This window comes from Halomonas sp. LMYGS-3 (assembly GCF_059509875.1).
Map to the genome: position 1 here is coordinate 36,986 of NZ_JCAKFQ010000003.1, position 17,041 is coordinate 54,026.

A 17,041-nucleotide genomic window follows, 5' to 3' on the forward strand; every position below is an offset into this window, starting at 1 on the left:
CCATGAACAAGATGATGAACAGCGCTCATGCAACGGCGGTGGCGACGGCGCGGGATTACTACAACAGCGACGACGCCGACAACTTCTACACCCTGGTCTGGGGCGGCGAGGACATCCATGTCGGACTCTACCGGCATCCCCGGGAAGCGGTCTTCGATGCCAGCCGGCGCACCATCGCCGAGATGGCCCGGCGCCTGCCGCACCTGAGCGCCGATACCCGGGTCCTGGACATCGGTGCCGGCTACGGTGGCTCGGCGCGTTTCCTGGCCCATGAGTTCGGCTGCCGGGTGACGGCGCTCAACATCAGCGAGCGCGAGAACGAGCGCGGCCGCCGGATGAATCGCGAGCAGGGGGTGGATCGACTGGTGACGATCATCGACGGCAGCTTCGAGGAGCTGCCCTTCGGGGACAGCGCCTTCGACGTGGTGTGGTCGCAGGATGCCATCCTGCACAGCGGCGACCGGCGGCGCGTCCTGGAGGAGGCGGTGCGGGTGCTGCGACCCGGCGGCCACTTCATCTTCACCGATCCGATGCAGGCCGACGACTGCCCGGTGGAGGTGCTGGAGCCGATCCTGGCGCGGATCCACCTGGACACGCTGGGCTCGCCGGGCTTCTACCGCGAGACGCTCGAGGTGCTCGGGCTCGAGGAGATGGGCTTCGATGACGCCTCCGGGATGATCGCTACCCACTACGGGCGAATCCGCGACCTGCTCATCGAGCACGAGGACGAGGTGGCGCGTGCGGTCAGCCGCGACTACATCGAGCGTATGAAGCGGGGCCTGCAGCACTGGGTCGACGGGGGACACAGGGGGCACCTGCGCTGGGGGATCTTCCTGTTCCACAAGCCCCAGGGCGACGCTGCCTGACCCAAGCCGCGTCATCGGCACGCGGAACCCTCGTGAGTGCCGCCGCGTCATCCCTGATGCCACGGCCGGACCCTGTGACGGAGAGGACACCATGACCAGACAGTATCTGTTCACTTCGGAGTCGGTTTGCGAAGGGCACCCGGACAAGGTGGCCGACCAGATCTCGGATGCCGTGCTCGACGCCATCATCGAGCAGGACCCGCGGGCACGGGTGGCGTGCGAGACGCTGGTCAAGACCGGCATGGTGATCATCGCCGGCGAGATCACCACCTCCGCCTGGGTCGATCTCGAGGAGCTCACCCGGCGCACGGTTTGCGACATCGGCTACGACAGCGCCGAGGTGGGCTTCGACGGGGCGACCTGTGCCGTGCTCAATGCCATCGGCAAGCAGAGCGTCGACATCGCCCAGGGGGTGGATCGGGCGTCCGAGGAAGCCCAGGGGGCCGGCGACCAGGGCATGATGTTCGGTTACGCCTGCAACGAGACCGAGGTGTTGATGCCGGCCCCCATCACCTACGCGCACCGCCTGATGCAGCGCCAGAGCGAGGTGCGGCGGCGTGGCGTCCTGCCCTGGCTGCGCCCGGACGCCAAGAGCCAGGTCACCCTGGTGTACGAGGACGGGGTGCCGGTGGCGGTGGACACCGTGGTGCTCTCCACCCAGCACGCCGCGAGCATCGCCCCGGCCGACCTCGAGGAGGCGGTAATGGAGGAGATCATCAAGCCGGTGCTGCCCGCCGAGTGGCTCGGCGAGCGCACCCGCTACTTCATCAACCCCACGGGCAATTTCGTCATCGGCGGGCCGGTGGGCGACTGCGGGCTCACCGGACGCAAGATCATCGTCGACACCTACGGCGGCATGGCGCGCCATGGCGGGGGCGCCTTCTCGGGCAAGGATCCCTCCAAGGTGGATCGCTCCGCGGCCTATGCCTGTCGCTACGTGGCCAAGAACATCGTCGCCGCCGGGCTCGCCGACAAGTGCGAGATTCAGCTCTCCTACGCCATTGGCGTGGACCATCCCACCTCCATCAGCATCGAGACCTTCGGCACCGGCCAGGTCGCCGAGGCGCGGCTGGTGGAGCTGGTGCGGGAGCTCTTCGACCTGCGGCCGTACGGCATCCTCGAGATGCTCGACCTGGTGCGTCCCATCTACCGGCCCACCGCGGTGTATGGCCATTTCGGGCGTGCCGAGGAGACCTTCACCTGGGAGCGTACGGACAAGGCCGAGCAGTTGCGCGAGGCCGCCACTACGCTGTAAGACGGAGTGACATCATGAACCCGATTGCCGAAGCTGAAGCGCAGACGGAGCACGCCATCGCCGATCCTGCCCTGGCGCCCTGGGGGCGCAAGGAAATCGCTATCGCCGAGACCGAGATGCCCGGCCTGATGGCGCTGCGCGAGAAGTACGCGGCCGAGCAGCCGCTCGCCGGTGCACGCATCGCCGGCTCGCTGCACATGACCATTCAGACCGCGGTACTGATCGAGACCCTGCTCGCGCTCGGGGCCGAGGTGCGCTGGGCCTCGTGCAACATCTACTCGACCCAGGATCACGCCGCCGCGGCGATCGCCGAGCGTGGCGTGCCGGTGTTCGCCTACAAGGGCGAGAGCCTGGAGGAGTACTGGGAGTTCACCCATCGCATCCTGGAGTGGCCCGATGGCGAGCCCAACCTGATCCTCGACGACGGCGGCGATGCCACCCTCGTCGTGACCCTGGGCGCCCGGGCGGAGCATGACCCGGCGATACTCGACGACCCCGGCAGCGACGAGGAGCGTGCCCTGTTCGCCGCCATCCACCGGTGCCTTGGCGAGCGCCCCGGCTTCTACACCCGGATCCAGGAGGCGCTGCTCGGGGTCAGCGAGGAGACCACCACCGGCGTCAAGCGCCTCTACGCCATGGAGCAGCAGGGCACGCTGCCCTTCCCGGCGATCAACGTCAACGATTCGGTGACCAAGTCCAAGTTCGACAACCTCTACGGCTGCCGGGAGTCACTGGTGGATGGCATCAAGCGTGCCACCGACGTGATGGTCGCCGGCAAGATCGCCGTGGTGGCCGGTTACGGTGACGTGGGCAAGGGTTGCGCCCAGAGCCTGAAGGCGCTCGGCGCCACGGTCTGGGTCACCGAGGTCGATCCCATCTGTGCCCTGCAGGCGGCCATGGAGGGCTACCGCGTGGTGACCATGGAGGAGGCCGCTCCCCAGGCGGACATCTTCGTCACTGCCACGGGCAACTATCATGTCATTACCCACGACCACATGCTGGCCATGAAGCACGAGGCGATCGTCTGCAACATTGGCCACTTCGACAACGAGATCGACGTGGCGAGCCTGCGCCAGTACCCGTGGGAGACCATCAAGCCGCAGGTCGATCACGTCACCTTCCCGGACGGCAAGCGCCTGCTGCTGCTCGCCGAGGGACGCCTGGTGAACCTGGGGTGCGCCACCGGTCACCCGAGCTTCGTGATGTCGGCCAGCTTCACCAACCAGGTGCTGGCGCAGATGACGCTGCTGCACAACCGCGGGGAGTACGGCACGGCGGTCCATGTTCTGCCCAAGTCCCTCGACGAGGAGGTGGCACGGCTGCACCTGGAGAAGATCGGGGCCCATCTCACCCGCCTGCGCGAGGACCAGGCGCGTTACCTCGGTGTGCCGGTGGACGGGCCCTTCAAGCCCGACTACTACCGCTACTGAGGCAGTGCCAGCCTCCGGGCGAGGCTCGCCAGCCGTCCCGGAGGCGGCGTCAACCCGGCCAGTGGAGGAGGGTGTCGGATGGAAAGCATGGCGCACCGCGCGGCTGCCCCGGTCGAACTCGTCGTGGAGGCCGTACCGCCGGAACTCGGCCAGGGGGCCGCCGGCCTTGACGCGGTACTGGAGCGTATCGCCGAGCTGGACGCGGCCCTGGGGCTGGATGCCGTCAATATCCCCGAGATCCGCGAGGAGGGCGGGAGGAGCCGCAAAGGGGAGCGGCGCCGTCCCTTCCTGCCGCGTGTGGAACCCCGTGTCCTGGCCGCCAGCATCCAGGAGCGGCTCGGCATCCCCTGCATCGTCAATCGCGTGGTGGTGCATCTCGAACGCGAGCGACAGCTCGACTGGTTCCGTGAGACCTGGGAACGCTACGGTATCCGGCGCTTCGTGCTCGTCGGGGGGGAGACCAGCGCCAGGCGCTATCCCGGGCCCTCGGTCACGGAAGCCAATACCCTGCTGCGCGAGCGCCTCGCGATCCCCGGTCGGCGTATCGGCAACATCTGCATCCCCTCCCGGCAGGGGGAGGTGGAGCGTATGCAGCGCAAGCTGCAGTCCGGGGTGGACTTCTTCACCACCCAGGTCATCTTCCATGCCGAGGAGGTCACGGCGCTGCTCGATGCACTCGGTCCGCGCCTGGGCAGCACCCCCGCCCCCTCCATCCTGCTGTCGCTGGCACCGGTGCGCTCCCCGCGCAACATCCGCTTCCTGTACTGGCTCGGCGTGAGCCTCTCCAGCGAGCTGGAGGCGTGGCTTACCGCCGGTGGCGAGTCGGTGACCGAACGGTCGCTGGCCCATCTCTGCGCGACCTGGCACCGCATCGCCGACCACGCCATCACCCGCGGTTCGGGCTTTCCGCTCGGGGCCAACATCGCCCCCATCGGGAGTATCCCGCCGGCGACCACCATCGCGCTCAGCCAGGCACTGCGTAACGGTGGGCTAGGCATGCGGCACCGCGATGAACACCCGGCGTGATGATCCACGCGCTCAGCCGCCGCGCCGGCGGCCGGAAACCTCCCCTGTACGGAGCCCACGCTGCGTCCAAGCCCGAGAAGGAGACTGTCCATGAGTCGTGAACTGATCCAGGCACTGCAGGATCCCGAGTGTTATGACCACCCGGCGCGCGGCTTCGAACTGCACGAGACGCACATTTCCTGGGTGTTGCTCACCGGCGATTACGCCTACAAGATCAAGAAGCCCATGGATTTCGGCTTCCTCGACTTCTCCACGCTGGCGCAGCGCCGCCATTTCTGTGCCGAGGAGGTCCGCCTCAATCGCCGCCTGGCGCCGGCGCTCTACCTGGATGTCGTGCCCATCACCGGTAGCCTCGACGCCCCGCGCCTGGGCGGCGAGGGCGAGGCGTTCGAGTACGCGATCCGCATGCATCAGTTCGATACGGGGCAGATGCTCGATCGGCTGCATGACCAGGGGCGCCTCACGGCCGCGCACCTGGACGAGCTGGCCGACCAGGTCGCCGAATTTCACGAGAGCCTCCCCGCCACCCACGGCGAACTGGGGACGCCGGCGGCGGTCCTGCATGACGCCGAGGAGAACTTCGAGCAGATCCGCCCGCTGCTGGAGACGGACGCCCAGCGCGAGCGGCTCGACCGGTTCGCCGCCTGGAGTCGCGAAAGCTTCGAGCGGCTGGAGTCCCACCTGGCCCGCCGCCATCGCGAAGGCCATGTCCGTGAGTGCCACGGCGACCTGCACTTGTCCAACATCACCCTGTTCCGCGATCGCGTCACGGTGTTCGACTGCATCGAGTTCAACGAGCGCATGCGCTGGATCGACACCTGCAATGACCTGGCCTTCCTGCTCATGGACCTGGAGTTTCGCGATGCCCCGCAGCTGGCCAACCGGCTCCTGAATCGTTACCTGCAACTCACCGGCGACTTCGACTGCCTGCCGCTGCTGGACTTCTACAAGGCCTACCGGGCCATCGTGCGCGCCAAGATCGCCCTGCTGACCCGTGCCAGCCCCGACCTGGGCGACGCCGAGAAGCAGGCGCTGTTCGCGCGCTACGAGGCCTACCTGACGCTGGCGGAGGGCGCCACCCGGCGGCGCAGCCCCTACCTGCTGGCGACCACCGGCGTCTCCGGCAGCGGCAAGAGCTGGCTGAGCCAGCGGCTGGCGGCAGCGCTCGACCTGCTCTGGCTGCGGTCCGATGTGGAGCGCAAGCGCCTGTTCGGGCTGAAGCCCCTGGCCGACAGCCATGCCCGGCCCGACGTGGACCTCTACACCCCGGCAGCCAGCCGCGCTACCTATCGGCGCCTGGCCGCCCTGGCGGCCGACGCCCTGGCGGCCGGCTACCCCGTCATCGTCGATTCCACGGCTCTCGCCCGGTCACAGCGGGACGAGCTGATCCGGGTGGCTGCCTCGCGGGACCTTCCCTACCTGCTGATCGACTGCACGGCCCCCGAAGCGCAGCGGCGGCAGTGGCTGCGCGCCAGGGCGACCGAAGGCAGTGACCCCTCCGAGGCGGACGAGTGTGTCATGGAGCGCCAGCAGGCCGAGGCCTGTCCCCTGGCCGAGGCGGAGCAGGCCTACCGTCTCGCGGTGGACACGGCCGCCTCGGCCGAGGTCGATCGGCTGGCCCGCCGGATCCGCGAACGCCTGGTCTAGGACAGGTGCAGTTGCCCTTAGCGAGGGGCGCCGGGGACAAGCCGAAGAGGAGGTCCTGCGCCAGGGATGGCGCCGGTAGCGCCCAGGGAGGTGTTCACAGCGCCTCCTCTCAGGCTTGTCGACGGATCAGCTCCGAGCGATGCGGTTATCTGCGGTAGCCCTGTGGCCTGATCGTGATGGATTGCGGGCCGGCCGGCGCTGTTGCAAGGTATGGGGAGCATTCCTGCCTCACCACCGATGCCGTGACATGACCCAGGCTCCCCTGCAGCAGTTCTATATCCCGGAAGAGCAGTCGATCTACCTGCTCAGCCATGACGATGCCCGCAAGCTCAAGGAGTGGGTGGCCTTGTGCCAGGCCCAGCTCGAGCAGTTGGGCTATCGGGACATCGAGCTGATCGGCAAGGGGGCCTACGGCTTCGTCTTCGCCGGGGTGACGGCGCTGGGCGACGAGTACGTCTTCAAGTTCACCCGGGTCAACCTGCCCCAGCACCTGCAGGACCGCCTCGAGGAGGAGGCCTTCATGCTCGAGCAGGTCGACCACCCGCGGGTGCCGAAGCTGATCGCCTTCCAGCGGGTGCGCCACCAGGCGATCCTGGTGATGCAGCGCGCGCCGGGGCTCAACCTGGAGGAGGTCTCGCTGCGCGAGGGACGGCTGTCGCCGCGCCTGGTGGTGCGCATCGCCGACCAGCTGGCCGATATCCTGCGCGGCCTGCGTCGGGAGTCCGGCCCCGCCGGGCGGCCCATCGTGCACGGCGACATCAAGCCCTCCAATCTGGTGTTCGATGCCGCCGGCGAGCGCGTGGCCCTGATCGACTGGGGATCGTCGGTGTTCGCCCAGCTCGACGCCAACCAGCAGTTCGTGGCGGCCAATGTCATGGAACTGATGTCGGACAACCTGCAGCAGACCAATGCCCGGCTGGGCGACGTCTACTTCATCGGTGACGAGCAACTGAACGGGGCGCTGTCGTCGCCGCGCTTCGACGAGCAGGGCGCCGCCGGCACCCTCTACGCCCTGGCCTCGGCCCAGTCGTGTCGCTTCGGCCACCGGGCGATTCCCGCCACCTCGCTGGGGCTGCCCATGGAGTTCGCCCGCATGCTCGACGGCATGCTCGACCCCGACCCGCGGGTGCGCATGAAGGCGGGGGATCACTTCATCCGCGAGATGCCGCGGCTCGCCAGGCTGGTGATGCTCGACCTGCCCGCGCCCCCGGCGACGGCGCTGGTGCCGGTATGGGTGCGGACGGCCGAGCGGGAGATCGACACCGTGGTCTACAGCTCGCGCAAGGAGTTCCTGCGCGAGGAGGGCGGGCGCGAGACGCTCAACGACGTCAACGACGTCCAGCTCGATCGCTACTACAAGAACTTCATGCAGGGCATGGGCGAGACCGAGAAGGCCTTCCTCGCCGCGGTGAGTCGGCTGGGTCGCTACCCGGTGGTGGGCGGGCTGGCGGTGCGCTGGGAGGCCGACGGCGTCTATATCGACACCTCGCTCAACCTGCATGACCCGGCGCTGAAGCCGGCCTTCGTCGCCGCGGTGAACAACATGGTGCACCTGGCCCGGGCGATCTATCGCCAGGGCATCTTCAAGAGCTGCCTGTTCAACGCCCGCGACACCCTGCACCTGGATCGGGAGGGGCCGGAGCGTCCCTTCGTCGTCGAACCGGGCATGCGCCTGGCCTACGAGGTGAGCGCGGTGCCCGAGCTCGAGGATCGCGCCCGCCTGCACAGCTACTTCGAGGACGGGCCCGACCCCGAGGAGTTCCTGGTGCTGCCCGAGGCGATCATCGCCTCGCTGGAGGCGCTCAACGAGATCCACCACACCGGCATGATCATCTTCGAGGCGCTGCCCGAGCACCTCAAGATCCACAGCTACTACCGGTTGCTCGATCCCTCCCGGGAGGAGGAGTTTCGCCGCCGCCTCGAGGAGATCCTCGCCGCGGTGGGTCTGATCGAGGGGCTGGGGGTGTCGGGCTTCATGAAGATGCCCTACAAGGACACGCGCTTCTTCGCCCATGTCGAGCGCCAGCCCGAGCGCTTCTACCCCCGAGACCCCCGTGCGGTACTGGGCGACTCGGCGGCCGCGACGCCCGGCCGGGAGCGCTGAGTCACAGCGAGGCGGCGGACCGCGCGGCCTGGTCGTAGAGCCCGGACATGGCGCGCAGCATCCCCGCCAGGCGGCTCATCTCCTCGCGCTCGATGCCCATGGAGGAGAGCGAGTCGACCAGGCAGGCCTCGCGGATCTCGGCGTAGCGGGTGCACGCCTCGCGGCCCACCTCGCTGGTGCGGAAGAAGATCTCCTTGCCCTGCTTCTCGCCGACCACCAGGCCCAGTCGGGCAAGCTTCTTCAGGGCGTAAGTCACGGTGTGGGTGTCCTCCACGTTGAGCACCAGACAGATGTCCGCCTGGCGCTTGGCGCGCTCGCGATGGTTGACGCTGTGCAGCACCAGCACGTCCAGGGAGCCGAGCTCCGGGTAGCCGGTGGCGGTCATGCAGCGCACCATCCAGCGGTGGAAGGCATGCCCGGCGATGATCAGGCCGAACTCGAACTCCGAGAGCTCCTGGGCACTGCGCGACAGGTGCTCCGAGGAGACGATGGGGCCGCGCGGCGTGTGCTGACTGGTCATTCGGTACTCCTCTGATCAGGCGACGACGCTCATCGGCGGCTGCCCATGGCCTCGGGCAGGTAGGTGACGATCTCGGGAAACAGCGAGATCAGGACCACCCCGAGCATCATCAGGAAGAAGAACGGCATCGCCGCCCAGGCGATGCTGAGGATATTACGGCCGGTCATGCCCTGCAGCACGAAGAGGTTGAAGCCGATCGGCGGGGTGATCTGTGACATCTCCACCACGATCACCAGGTAGATGCCGAACCAGATCAGGTCGATCGCGGCCGCCTCCACCATGGGCAGTAGGATGGAGGTGGTCAGCACCACCACCGAGATGCCGTCCAGGAAGCAGCCCAGCAGGATGAACAGGAGGGTCAGCGCTGCCAGCAGCATGAAGGGCGACAGGCCCATGGTGCCGATCCATGCGGCGAGTTCCCGGGGCAGGCCGGTGAAGCCCATGGCGGCGGTGAGGAAGGCGGCGCCTGCCAGGATGAAGGCGATCATGCAGGAGGTGCGTACCGCCCCGAGCAGGGCGTCGCGGAACACCAGCCCGTTCATGCTGCCCTGCGTCCTGGCGAGCAGCAGCGAGAGCACGACGCCCACGGCGGCGGCCTCGGTGGGGGAGGCCAGGCCGGCATAGATCGAGCCGATGACCCCGACGATCAGCGCCAGCAGGGGAATCAGGCGGCGCGCCCGGCGCAGCTTCTCTCCCAGCGGCAGGCCGGTGTCGGCGGGGGGGATCTTGTCCGGGAAGCGCCAGGCCCAGAGCATCAGGTAGGCGGCGAATAGCCCGATCAGCAGCAGGCCGGGGAAGATGCCGGCGATGAACAACCGGGCGATGGACTGGTCGGTGGCCACGCCGTAGACGATCAGGATGATCGAGGGCGGGATCAGCAGGCCGAGGGTCGCCGAGCCGGCCAGGGTGCCGATGACCAGCTGTTCGTCGTAGCCGCGGCGGGTCAGCTCGGGGATGGTCATCCTGCCCATGGTGGCGCAGGTCGCCGCCGAGGAACCGGAGACGGCGGCGAACAGGCCACAGCCCACCACATTGGTGTGCAGCAGCCGGCCGGGGATGCGCTGCATCCACGGCGAAAGCCCGGTGAACATGTCGTCGGCCAGCCGCGAGCGGAACAGGATCTCGCCCATCCAGATGAACATCGGCAGGGCGGTGAGCTCCCAGCTGTAGCTTTCGCCCCAGACGTTGGAGGCAAGCACGTCGCCGGTCGGCACCGAGGTGAACTGCGAGAGCCCCAGCCAGCCCAGCCCGAGCAGGGAGAAGGCCACCCAGACGCCGCTGCCGAGCAGCAGCAGCAGGGTGGCGAAGAGGATCGTCATCATCAGGAGCATGGTCGGTCTCCGGGGCTCACTCGTGGCCGCTGTCGTCGATGGTGAAGGTGGAGGGCCGGGTTACGGCGGTACGCAGCGTGGCCAGCCAGGCCTCGGCCAGCGCCAGGCAGAACAGTGTTACCCCGGCGAGCATCGCCGACTGGGGAATCCACAGCGGAATGCGCAGCAGGCCATAGGAGGTCTCGTTGAAGGCGATGCTGTCCTCGAGCAGCCAGTAGAGGTACCAGCCGAGATAGAGACAGAGCACCAGGGCAATGCTCAGGCAGAAGAGCTCGACGAAGACCCGATGGGCGGGCGGGAGCCGGCCGATCAGCAGGGTCACGCGGATATGGCCGCCGTGAATGAAGGTATAGGCCAGCCCGAGGAAGGTGGCGCCGACCAGCAGGAAGCCGGAGATCTCGGCGAGGCCGGGAATGGCCAGGCCGATGCGGTCGCCGCCCAACTGGGTAACGATACGGTCGATGATGCGCCCCAGGATCTGGGCGGTGATCAGGCCGCAGATCAGGCAGAGGCAGGTGGCGGCCAGGTAGCCGCCCAGGTCGTAGAGCGGACGGAGTCGGTAACGCATGGCGGTTCACCCTGTGCGAGGACCGGAGGCCACCCCGGTGGCGGGCACCGGGGCGGTCGGGGTGGGATCAGGGACGGGCGGCTTCGTAGGCCTCGAGAATGGCGGCGCCCTGATCGCCGGCACGCTCGGCCCACTCCTCGGTCATGGTGTCGCCGATCTCGGCGAGCAGCTCTGCCAGCTCGGGAGTCGGCTCACTGACCTCGATGCCGTTCTCGCGCAGCACCGCGAGGGCGTCGTCGGTCTCCTGGCGGCTCATCGCCCAGCCGCGCTCCTCGGCGGCCGCGGCGGCCTCGAGCACCGCCTGTTGCGTCGCTTCGTCGAGGCGCGAGAAGGCCTGCTCGCTGACGATCACCATGTTCTTGGGCAGCCACAGCTGGGCATGGTTGAAGTGGCTCAGGTAGTCCCAGGCCTTGGTATCGGCACCGGTGGCCGGGGAGGTGACCATGGCATCGACACGCCCGGTGCTGAAGGCGGTGGGAATGTCGGGCACCTCGACCTGGGTGGGCACGGCGCCAGCGAGCTGGGCCAGCCGCTCGCTGGCGGTGTTGTAGGCGCGCATGCTGAGGTGGCGCAGGTCATCCGGGCCTTCCAGCGCCTGCTGGGTGTAGATCCCCTGGGGCGGCCAGGGCACGGCGAAGAGGATCCGCAGGCCCTGCTGGGCGAGCTCCTCGGCGATGATCTCGCGGGAGGCTTCCCATAGCGCCCAGGCCTCCTCGTAGCTGGCCGCCAGATAGGGTACCGAGTCCACCTCGTAGATCGGGTTCTCGTTGGCCAGTCGCGACATGATCAGCTCGCCGATGGGCACGATGCCGCGCCGCACGGAGTTCTTGATCTCGGGGTGGCCGATCAGCGAGCCGTTGGAGTGCACGGTGATGTCGAGCTCACCGTCGGTGCGCTCGCGCACGTCGTCGGCGAACTCGCGGATGTTCACGGTATGGAAGGTCCGGTCGCCGTAGGGCGTGGGCATGTCCCACTCGGTGGCGGCCTGGGCCGAGACGCTCAGGGTGGTCAGGCCGAGGCCCAGGGCGGTGGCCGAGGTGAGGCCGGCCAGCAGCGATGTCCTGGCAGTCATGATGGAGTCTCCTTCAAGAGGTCTTGTTGTCGGCTGATGAGCGGGAGTGCACTCGCGGCACCGCCCGCTCGGGTCCATCCTGAGCATAGTGGCCTTTTCGCTGGGGCACGCATGCAAGGTGAACGTTACATCAACGTTTTTAATCCTAAATGTTTATGTTGTATTGTCAATTTATTGATAAATTACTTTTAATGGCTCGACCGACACCACCACTCCTCAGGAGATCGCCATGGCACGACTGCTGCTCAACGCCGACATGGGAGAGAGCCTCGGCCCCTGGGTGATGGGGCTCGACCACGAGGTGATGCCTTATGTGGACCTCGCCAACATCGCCTGCGGCTTCCACGCCTCCGACCCGGACGTGATGCGCCGGACGGTTCGCCTGGCCAGGGAGCATGGCGTCAGCGTGGGGGCGCATCCCGCCTACCCGGATCTGGTCGGCTTCGGCCGGCGCTCGCTGGCCTGCTCCGCCGAGGAGATCGAGAACCTGGTGCTCTACCAGCTCGGCGCCCTGGCCGGTATCGCCCGGGCCGAGGGGCTCGCGGTGGGCTACGTGAAGCCCCACGGTGCCCTCTACAACGACATGGCCCGCGACCCCGGGATCCTCGCGGCGGTGATGCGGGCGGTGCACGCCTACGATCCCGCTCTGCCGCTGATGGCGATGGCGACCCGCGACACCGCGGCGATGCGCGCCCAGGCCGAACAGCAAGGCGTGACGCTGTGGTTCGAGGCCTTCGCCGATCGTGCCTACGATGGCGAGGGGCGGCTGGTCTCGCGCCGCGAGCCCGGGGCGGTGCACCACGACCCGGCGGTGATCGTCGACCAGGCCAGGCGCATCGCCCGTGGCCAGCCCCTCACTGCCAGCGATGGCAGCGAGCTGGTGCTGGCGGCCGATACCCTCTGCGTGCACGGCGACAATCCCGAGTCCATCGCCGCGGTCAAGGCGATCCGCGCGGCGCTCGAGGACGGGTCATGAGTCGCTCCCGGGTGAACCGGCTGCCGCGCCTCGAGTCCGCCGGCCTGGATGGCTGGATGGTGCGGCTCTTCGATACCATCGACGAGGCCAACCTGCCCTGGCTCACCGCCCTGACCCGGCAGTGCGAGGCGGCGTTCGGCGAGGCCCTGGTGGACCTGGTGCCGTCCTATACCACCCTGCTGGTGATCTTCGACCCGCTCAGGATCGACCCCGAGCTGGCCCGGCGTCGCCTCGGGGAAGTGCTCGCCGGGCTCACCCCGGATGCCGCCACCGTGGGCGGCGAGCTCCGCGAGCTGCCTACCTGGTATGACGAGAGCGTCGGGCCGGAGCTTGCCCGGCTGGCCGAGCGTGCCGGCATGTCGGTGGCGGAGGTGATCGACTGCCACAGCGAGCGGCTCTACCGGGTCTTTGCCCTGGGGTTTGCGCCCGGTTTCGCCTTCATGGGGCTGCTCGACGAGCGGCTCGAGTGCCCGCGGCTGGACACGCCGCGCCAGCGGGTACCGCTGGGCAGCGTGGCGGTGGCGGGGCAGCAGACCGCCGCCTACCCGGCGGTCACGCCCGGCGGCTGGAACCTGATCGGGCGTACCTCGGCCCGGCTCTTCGACCGCGACCGCGAGGGCTTCAGCCTGCTGCAGGTGGGCGACCGGGTGCGCTTCGTGCCCATCGACCGGGGGCGATTCGAGCGCGAGGGTGGCGATCCCACGCCACTGGCGCCGGAGGGCAAGCGATGAGTCAGGTAACGGCAATCGAGGGCGTGACCGGTCTGCGGGTATGTCGTGCCGGCCCGCTGGCGCTGCTGCAGGATGCCGGGCGCTTCGGGGTGCGTCACCTGGGGGTGACCCAGGGCGGCCCGGCCGACCTGCACGGCTGGGCCTGGGCCAACCGCCTGGTCGGCAACCCCTGGGGGGCCGCGGCGCTGGAGATCACCTTCGGGGGGCTCGAGCTGGTCGCCGAGTGCGGACTGACGGTGGCGGTCGCCGGGGCAGACCTCGGGGCGACCCTCGACGGCGAGACGCTGCCGGGCTGGCGGCCGGTCGCGATCCGTGAGGGGCAGGCGCTGGCCTTCGCGCAGCCGCTCCATGGCCTGCGCGCCTACCTGGCGGTGGCCGGCGGCTTCTCGGCCGAGCCGGTACTGGGCAGTGTCGCCTGCGTGGTGCGCGAGGGGCTGGGGGGCCATGATGGCCTGGGGCACAAGCTGGCCGAGGGCGACCGGCTGAGGGTCGGAGAGGAGGCCGGCCGGGCGGTGTCGGAGCGAGAGACGCCGGCGATCGAGCGCCCCGACTACCGAGGCGCCGCACGGCTGGCGCTGCTGCCCGGGGCGCAGATCGGTGAGTTCCGCGGGGCGAGCCTGTTCGCCGCCTTCAATGCCCCCTGGCGAGTGGACGACCGCGCCGATCGCATGGGGGTGCGGTTGACCGGGCCACGGCTGCATTGCCGGGTGACCAGCATGATCTCGGAGGGGATCGGCCTGGGGGCGGTCCAGGTACCGCCCGACGGCCAGCCCATTGCCCTGCTCAACGACCGTCAGACCATCGGCGGCTACCCGCGGCTGGGGGCCTTGTCGCCATTGGCTGCGAGCCGTCTGGCCCAGTGCCTGCCGGGCCAGGAGGTGCGCCTGGTGGCGGTCTCGCGGGAACGGGCGCTGGCCGACTACCGGCGCTTTCGCGCCGGCTTCGCGGGGTGACGCGCGCCGTCGGTTGGCTCAGGCACCGAGGCCGCTCTCGCGCAGCAACTGATCGATGGGGCGCTCCACTCGCGCGGCGCCGGCGGTCTCGAGCAGCAGCTGCGCTTCGAGCGAGGCGACGCCGTCGCTGACACAGCGCTCGATCAGTTCCGCCTTGCTCAGCCCGGTCTGCCGGCTGAGCCGTTCGAGGCGCGCTTCGAGGTCACGGGAAAATCGCAGCAGGTGAGGCATGGGCATGTCTCCAGGGTCCGGCCTTCGGCTGGCGCCGCGTTGCGATGGCGCACCGGGTCTTGTCTCGAAGTCTAACACCGCCGATCGCCCCGGCGATGCCTGTGGAGCAGTTTCATGCCCGGGGATGACGCGAGTGTGACAGCCGACGTCGCTTTGCTCAGTCCTGGGGCTGACCGCCTCTTTCAGGCCAGACCGCGGCTGCGCATCACCTCGGTGATGATGGGAACCGGGGTCATCAGGTGCTCGCGCATCATCGCGGCGGCGCGATCGGCGTCGCGGGCCAGGATGACCTCCACCAGGGCGGCGTGCTCCTGGCGCTTGCGCTCCAGGGCCTCGTCGGAGAAGACCGTCTCGCGTAGCCAGAGATGCCGATAGCGCTCCACCTGGTTGAACAGGGTCTCGCGTGCCTGCAGCAGGTGAGGCGAATTGCATCCGCCGACGATGGCGGTGTGGAAGTCCTTGTGGCGGGTATCCCAGACGTCCAGCAGTTCGTCGGGGCTGTTCACCTCCATCACCTTGGCCAGTGTATGGGCGCGGCCGAGGATACCGGCCTCCCAGGCGTCGTCGCCACGCACGATGGCCAGGCGCAGCATCATTGCCTCGAGCTGGGCGCGGGCATCATAGAGGTCCATCAGTTCGGCCAGCGACATCGGTGCTACCCGGTAGCCACGCTGACTGATGGCGACCACCAGCCGCTCGGCCACCAGTTGCGAGAGGGCCTCCCGCAGGGGGCCGATGCCCAGGTCGTAGCGCTCCTTGAGCCGGCTCATCAGCAGCTTCTCGCCGGGCTGGAAGGCCCCCCGGATGATGTCGCGCTTGAGCCAGTGATAGGCGCTGATGCCCAGGTTCTGTCGAGGGGTGCTCTCCATGATGTCGCCATTCCGTGATTCGCGGGCCATGATACCCGATCGTCGCCACTCGCGATAATCGTGGTCACTTCAACAGGATAATGGAAACTCGGGCAGATGATGGATATTCTGCCGGTGTTGCCCATTCGCGACTCCCGACCCTCGAGGTGCGTAGTGTTCGACTTCATCATTATCGGTGGCGGCATCCTCGGCATGTCCACCGCCATGCAGCTGGCCGAGGCGTTTCCCGATCGCCGCTTGCTGCTGCTGGAGAAGGAAGAGGGCCCGGCTCGCCACCAGTCCGGCCACAACAGCGGGGTGATCCACGCCGGCGTCTACTATACGCCGGGCAGCCTCAAGGCGCGTTTCTGCCTCGAGGGCAACCGCGCGACCAAGGCCTTCTGTGATACCCATGGCATCGCCTACGACGCGTGCGGGAAGCTGCTGGTGGCGACCAACGAGATCGAGATGGAGCGCATGGAGGCGCTCTGGGAGCGCACCGCGGCCAACGGGCTGGAGCGCGAGTGGCTCGATACCGGCGCGCTGCGCGAGCGGGAGCCCAATATCACCGGGCTGGGTGCCATCTTCGTGCCGTCGAGCGGCATCGTCGACTTCGCCCGGGTCACCGAGGCGATGGCCAGCGAGTTCGAGCGTCGCGGCGGCCAGCTGCGCTACGGGTATCGAGTCACCGGGCTGGACGAGCGCCCCGGCGAAGTGGTGGTGAGCACCTCCCGGGGGGAGTTCTCCACTCGCTACCTGATCACCTGCTGCGGCCTGATGTCCGATCGGGTGGTCCGCATGCTGGGCCGCAATCCCGGCTTCACCATCTGCCCCTTCCGCGGCGAGTACTACCGATTGGCTGCGAAGCATGACCGCATCGTCAATCACCTGATCTATCCGATTCCCGACCCGTCGATGCCGTTTCTCGGCGTGCACCTGACGCGCATGATCGATGGCAGCGTGACCGTCGGTCCCAATGCCGTACTGGCGCTCAAGCGCGAGGGCTATCACAAGCGAGACGTCTCGTTGACCGACATGGCACGGATGTTCAGCAACCCGGGCATTCTCAAGGCGCTTGGGCGGAGCCTGGGACCGGGGCTGTCGGAAATGAAGAATTCGCTGTTCAAGCGGAGCTACCTGCAACAGGTGCGCAAGTACTGCCCGAGCCTGACCCTCGAGGACCTGGGGCCCTGGCCGGCCGGGGTGCGGGCCCAGGCGGTATCCCGCGACGGCAGACTCATCGACGACTTCCTGTTCGTCAACACGCGACGCACCGTCAACGTCTGCAACGCCCCGTCGCCGGCGGCCACCTCGGCGATCCCCATCGGTGCACATATCGTCGACAAGGTGAAGGAGCAGGTGAGCTTTACCTGAGAGCCAGCGGTGCTGAAAGCACCCGTCATGGGCGCATCCCACTCACTGCCTTGATCCGGCGACGCGGAGAGCAGATGTTGCCGTGCATTGACGCAGTAGTACTACGCTT

At 68.3% G+C, this 17,041-nt stretch carries 16 protein-coding genes; 10 read left to right on the forward strand and 6 right to left on the reverse strand.

Annotation, left to right across the window (positions count from 1 at the left end; genetic code table 11):
- The first annotated feature begins 2 nt into the window (after window positions 1–2).
- From AC5W54_RS03765 to AC5W54_RS03790, 6 genes are all read left to right on the forward strand, one after another.
- On the forward strand, window positions 3–866 hold the full coding sequence (locus AC5W54_RS03765) for an SAM-dependent methyltransferase (RefSeq protein ID WP_495960731.1): 864 nt from the start codon (window positions 3–5) through the stop codon (window positions 864–866).
- 91 nt (window positions 867–957) lie between these two features.
- Window positions 958–2,121: a methionine adenosyltransferase gene (gene metK / locus AC5W54_RS03770; RefSeq protein WP_495960732.1), complete on the forward strand. Its 1,164-nt coding sequence runs from the start codon at window positions 958–960 to the stop codon at window positions 2,119–2,121.
- 14 nt (window positions 2,122–2,135) lie between these two features.
- On the forward strand, window positions 2,136–3,551 hold the full coding sequence (gene ahcY, locus AC5W54_RS03775) for an adenosylhomocysteinase (protein WP_495960733.1): 1,416 nt from the start codon (window positions 2,136–2,138) through the stop codon (window positions 3,549–3,551).
- Window positions 3,552–3,629: 78 nt separating this feature from the next.
- On the forward strand, window positions 3,630–4,577 hold the full coding sequence (locus AC5W54_RS03780) for a methylenetetrahydrofolate reductase (protein WP_495960734.1): 948 nt from the start codon (window positions 3,630–3,632) through the stop codon (window positions 4,575–4,577).
- 90 nt (window positions 4,578–4,667) lie between these two features.
- Entirely contained in the window at window positions 4,668–6,224 is a 1,557-nt protein-coding gene (locus AC5W54_RS03785; protein WP_495960735.1) for a bifunctional aminoglycoside phosphotransferase/ATP-binding protein, read from the forward strand.
- 247 nt (window positions 6,225–6,471) lie between these two features.
- Window positions 6,472–8,328 (forward strand): protein kinase domain-containing protein, encoded by a 1,857-nt coding sequence (locus tag AC5W54_RS03790; protein ID WP_495960736.1) that lies wholly within the window; start codon window positions 6,472–6,474, stop codon window positions 8,326–8,328.
- 1 nt (window position 8,329) lies between these two features.
- Here AC5W54_RS03790 and AC5W54_RS03795 read toward each other — a convergent pair whose 3' ends face one another.
- From AC5W54_RS03795 to AC5W54_RS03810, 4 genes are all read right to left on the reverse strand, one after another.
- On the reverse strand, window positions 8,330–8,848 hold the full coding sequence (locus tag AC5W54_RS03795; protein ID WP_495960737.1) for a winged helix DNA-binding protein: 519 nt from the start codon (window positions 8,846–8,848) through the stop codon (window positions 8,330–8,332).
- A 29-nt stretch (window positions 8,849–8,877) separates the two neighbouring features.
- The gene (locus AC5W54_RS03800) at window positions 8,878–10,179 is read right to left on the reverse strand and encodes a TRAP transporter large permease (protein WP_495960738.1); all 1,302 of its coding nucleotides are present in this window, start codon (window positions 10,177–10,179) and stop codon (window positions 8,878–8,880) included.
- A 16-nt stretch (window positions 10,180–10,195) separates the two neighbouring features.
- The gene (locus AC5W54_RS03805; protein ID WP_495960739.1) at window positions 10,196–10,747 is read right to left on the reverse strand and encodes a TRAP transporter small permease; all 552 of its coding nucleotides are present in this window, start codon (window positions 10,745–10,747) and stop codon (window positions 10,196–10,198) included.
- A gap of 67 nt (window positions 10,748–10,814) precedes the next feature.
- The gene (locus AC5W54_RS03810; RefSeq protein WP_495960740.1) at window positions 10,815–11,819 is read right to left on the reverse strand and encodes a TRAP transporter substrate-binding protein; all 1,005 of its coding nucleotides are present in this window, start codon (window positions 11,817–11,819) and stop codon (window positions 10,815–10,817) included.
- Between the two features lie 229 nt (window positions 11,820–12,048).
- Between AC5W54_RS03810 and AC5W54_RS03815 the strand changes: the two genes are divergently transcribed.
- From AC5W54_RS03815 to AC5W54_RS03825, 3 genes are read left to right on the forward strand one after another with little or no spacing between them, the layout of a single operon-like run.
- Entirely contained in the window at window positions 12,049–12,795 is a 747-nt protein-coding gene (locus tag AC5W54_RS03815; RefSeq protein WP_495960741.1) for a 5-oxoprolinase subunit PxpA, read from the forward strand.
- Window positions 12,792–13,526, forward strand: coding sequence for a 5-oxoprolinase subunit PxpB (gene pxpB / locus AC5W54_RS03820; protein ID WP_495960742.1), 735 nt, complete (start codon window positions 12,792–12,794; stop codon window positions 13,524–13,526). Before AC5W54_RS03815 ends, pxpB begins: the two co-directional genes overlap by 4 nt.
- A complete protein-coding gene (locus AC5W54_RS03825) occupies window positions 13,523–14,479 on the forward strand; it encodes a 5-oxoprolinase subunit C family protein (protein ID WP_495960743.1) in 957 nt (318 codons plus the stop codon). The genes pxpB and AC5W54_RS03825 overlap by 4 nt, the downstream gene beginning before the upstream one ends.
- An 18-nt stretch (window positions 14,480–14,497) precedes the next feature.
- On the opposite strand, the gene AC5W54_RS03830 is transcribed toward AC5W54_RS03825, so the two are convergent.
- A complete protein-coding gene (locus tag AC5W54_RS03830) occupies window positions 14,498–14,710 on the reverse strand; it encodes a hypothetical protein (RefSeq protein ID WP_495960744.1) in 213 nt (70 codons plus the stop codon).
- A 182-nt stretch (window positions 14,711–14,892) separates the two neighbouring features.
- The gene (csiR, locus tag AC5W54_RS03835) at window positions 14,893–15,579 is read right to left on the reverse strand and encodes a DNA-binding transcriptional regulator CsiR (RefSeq protein WP_495960938.1); all 687 of its coding nucleotides are present in this window, start codon (window positions 15,577–15,579) and stop codon (window positions 14,893–14,895) included.
- A 153-nt stretch (window positions 15,580–15,732) separates the two neighbouring features.
- On the opposite strand from csiR, the gene lhgO reads away from it, so the two are divergent.
- Window positions 15,733–16,932 (forward strand): L-2-hydroxyglutarate oxidase, encoded by a 1,200-nt coding sequence (gene lhgO / locus AC5W54_RS03840; RefSeq protein ID WP_495960939.1) that lies wholly within the window; start codon window positions 15,733–15,735, stop codon window positions 16,930–16,932.
- The last annotated feature ends 109 nt before the right edge of the window (window positions 16,933–17,041 follow it).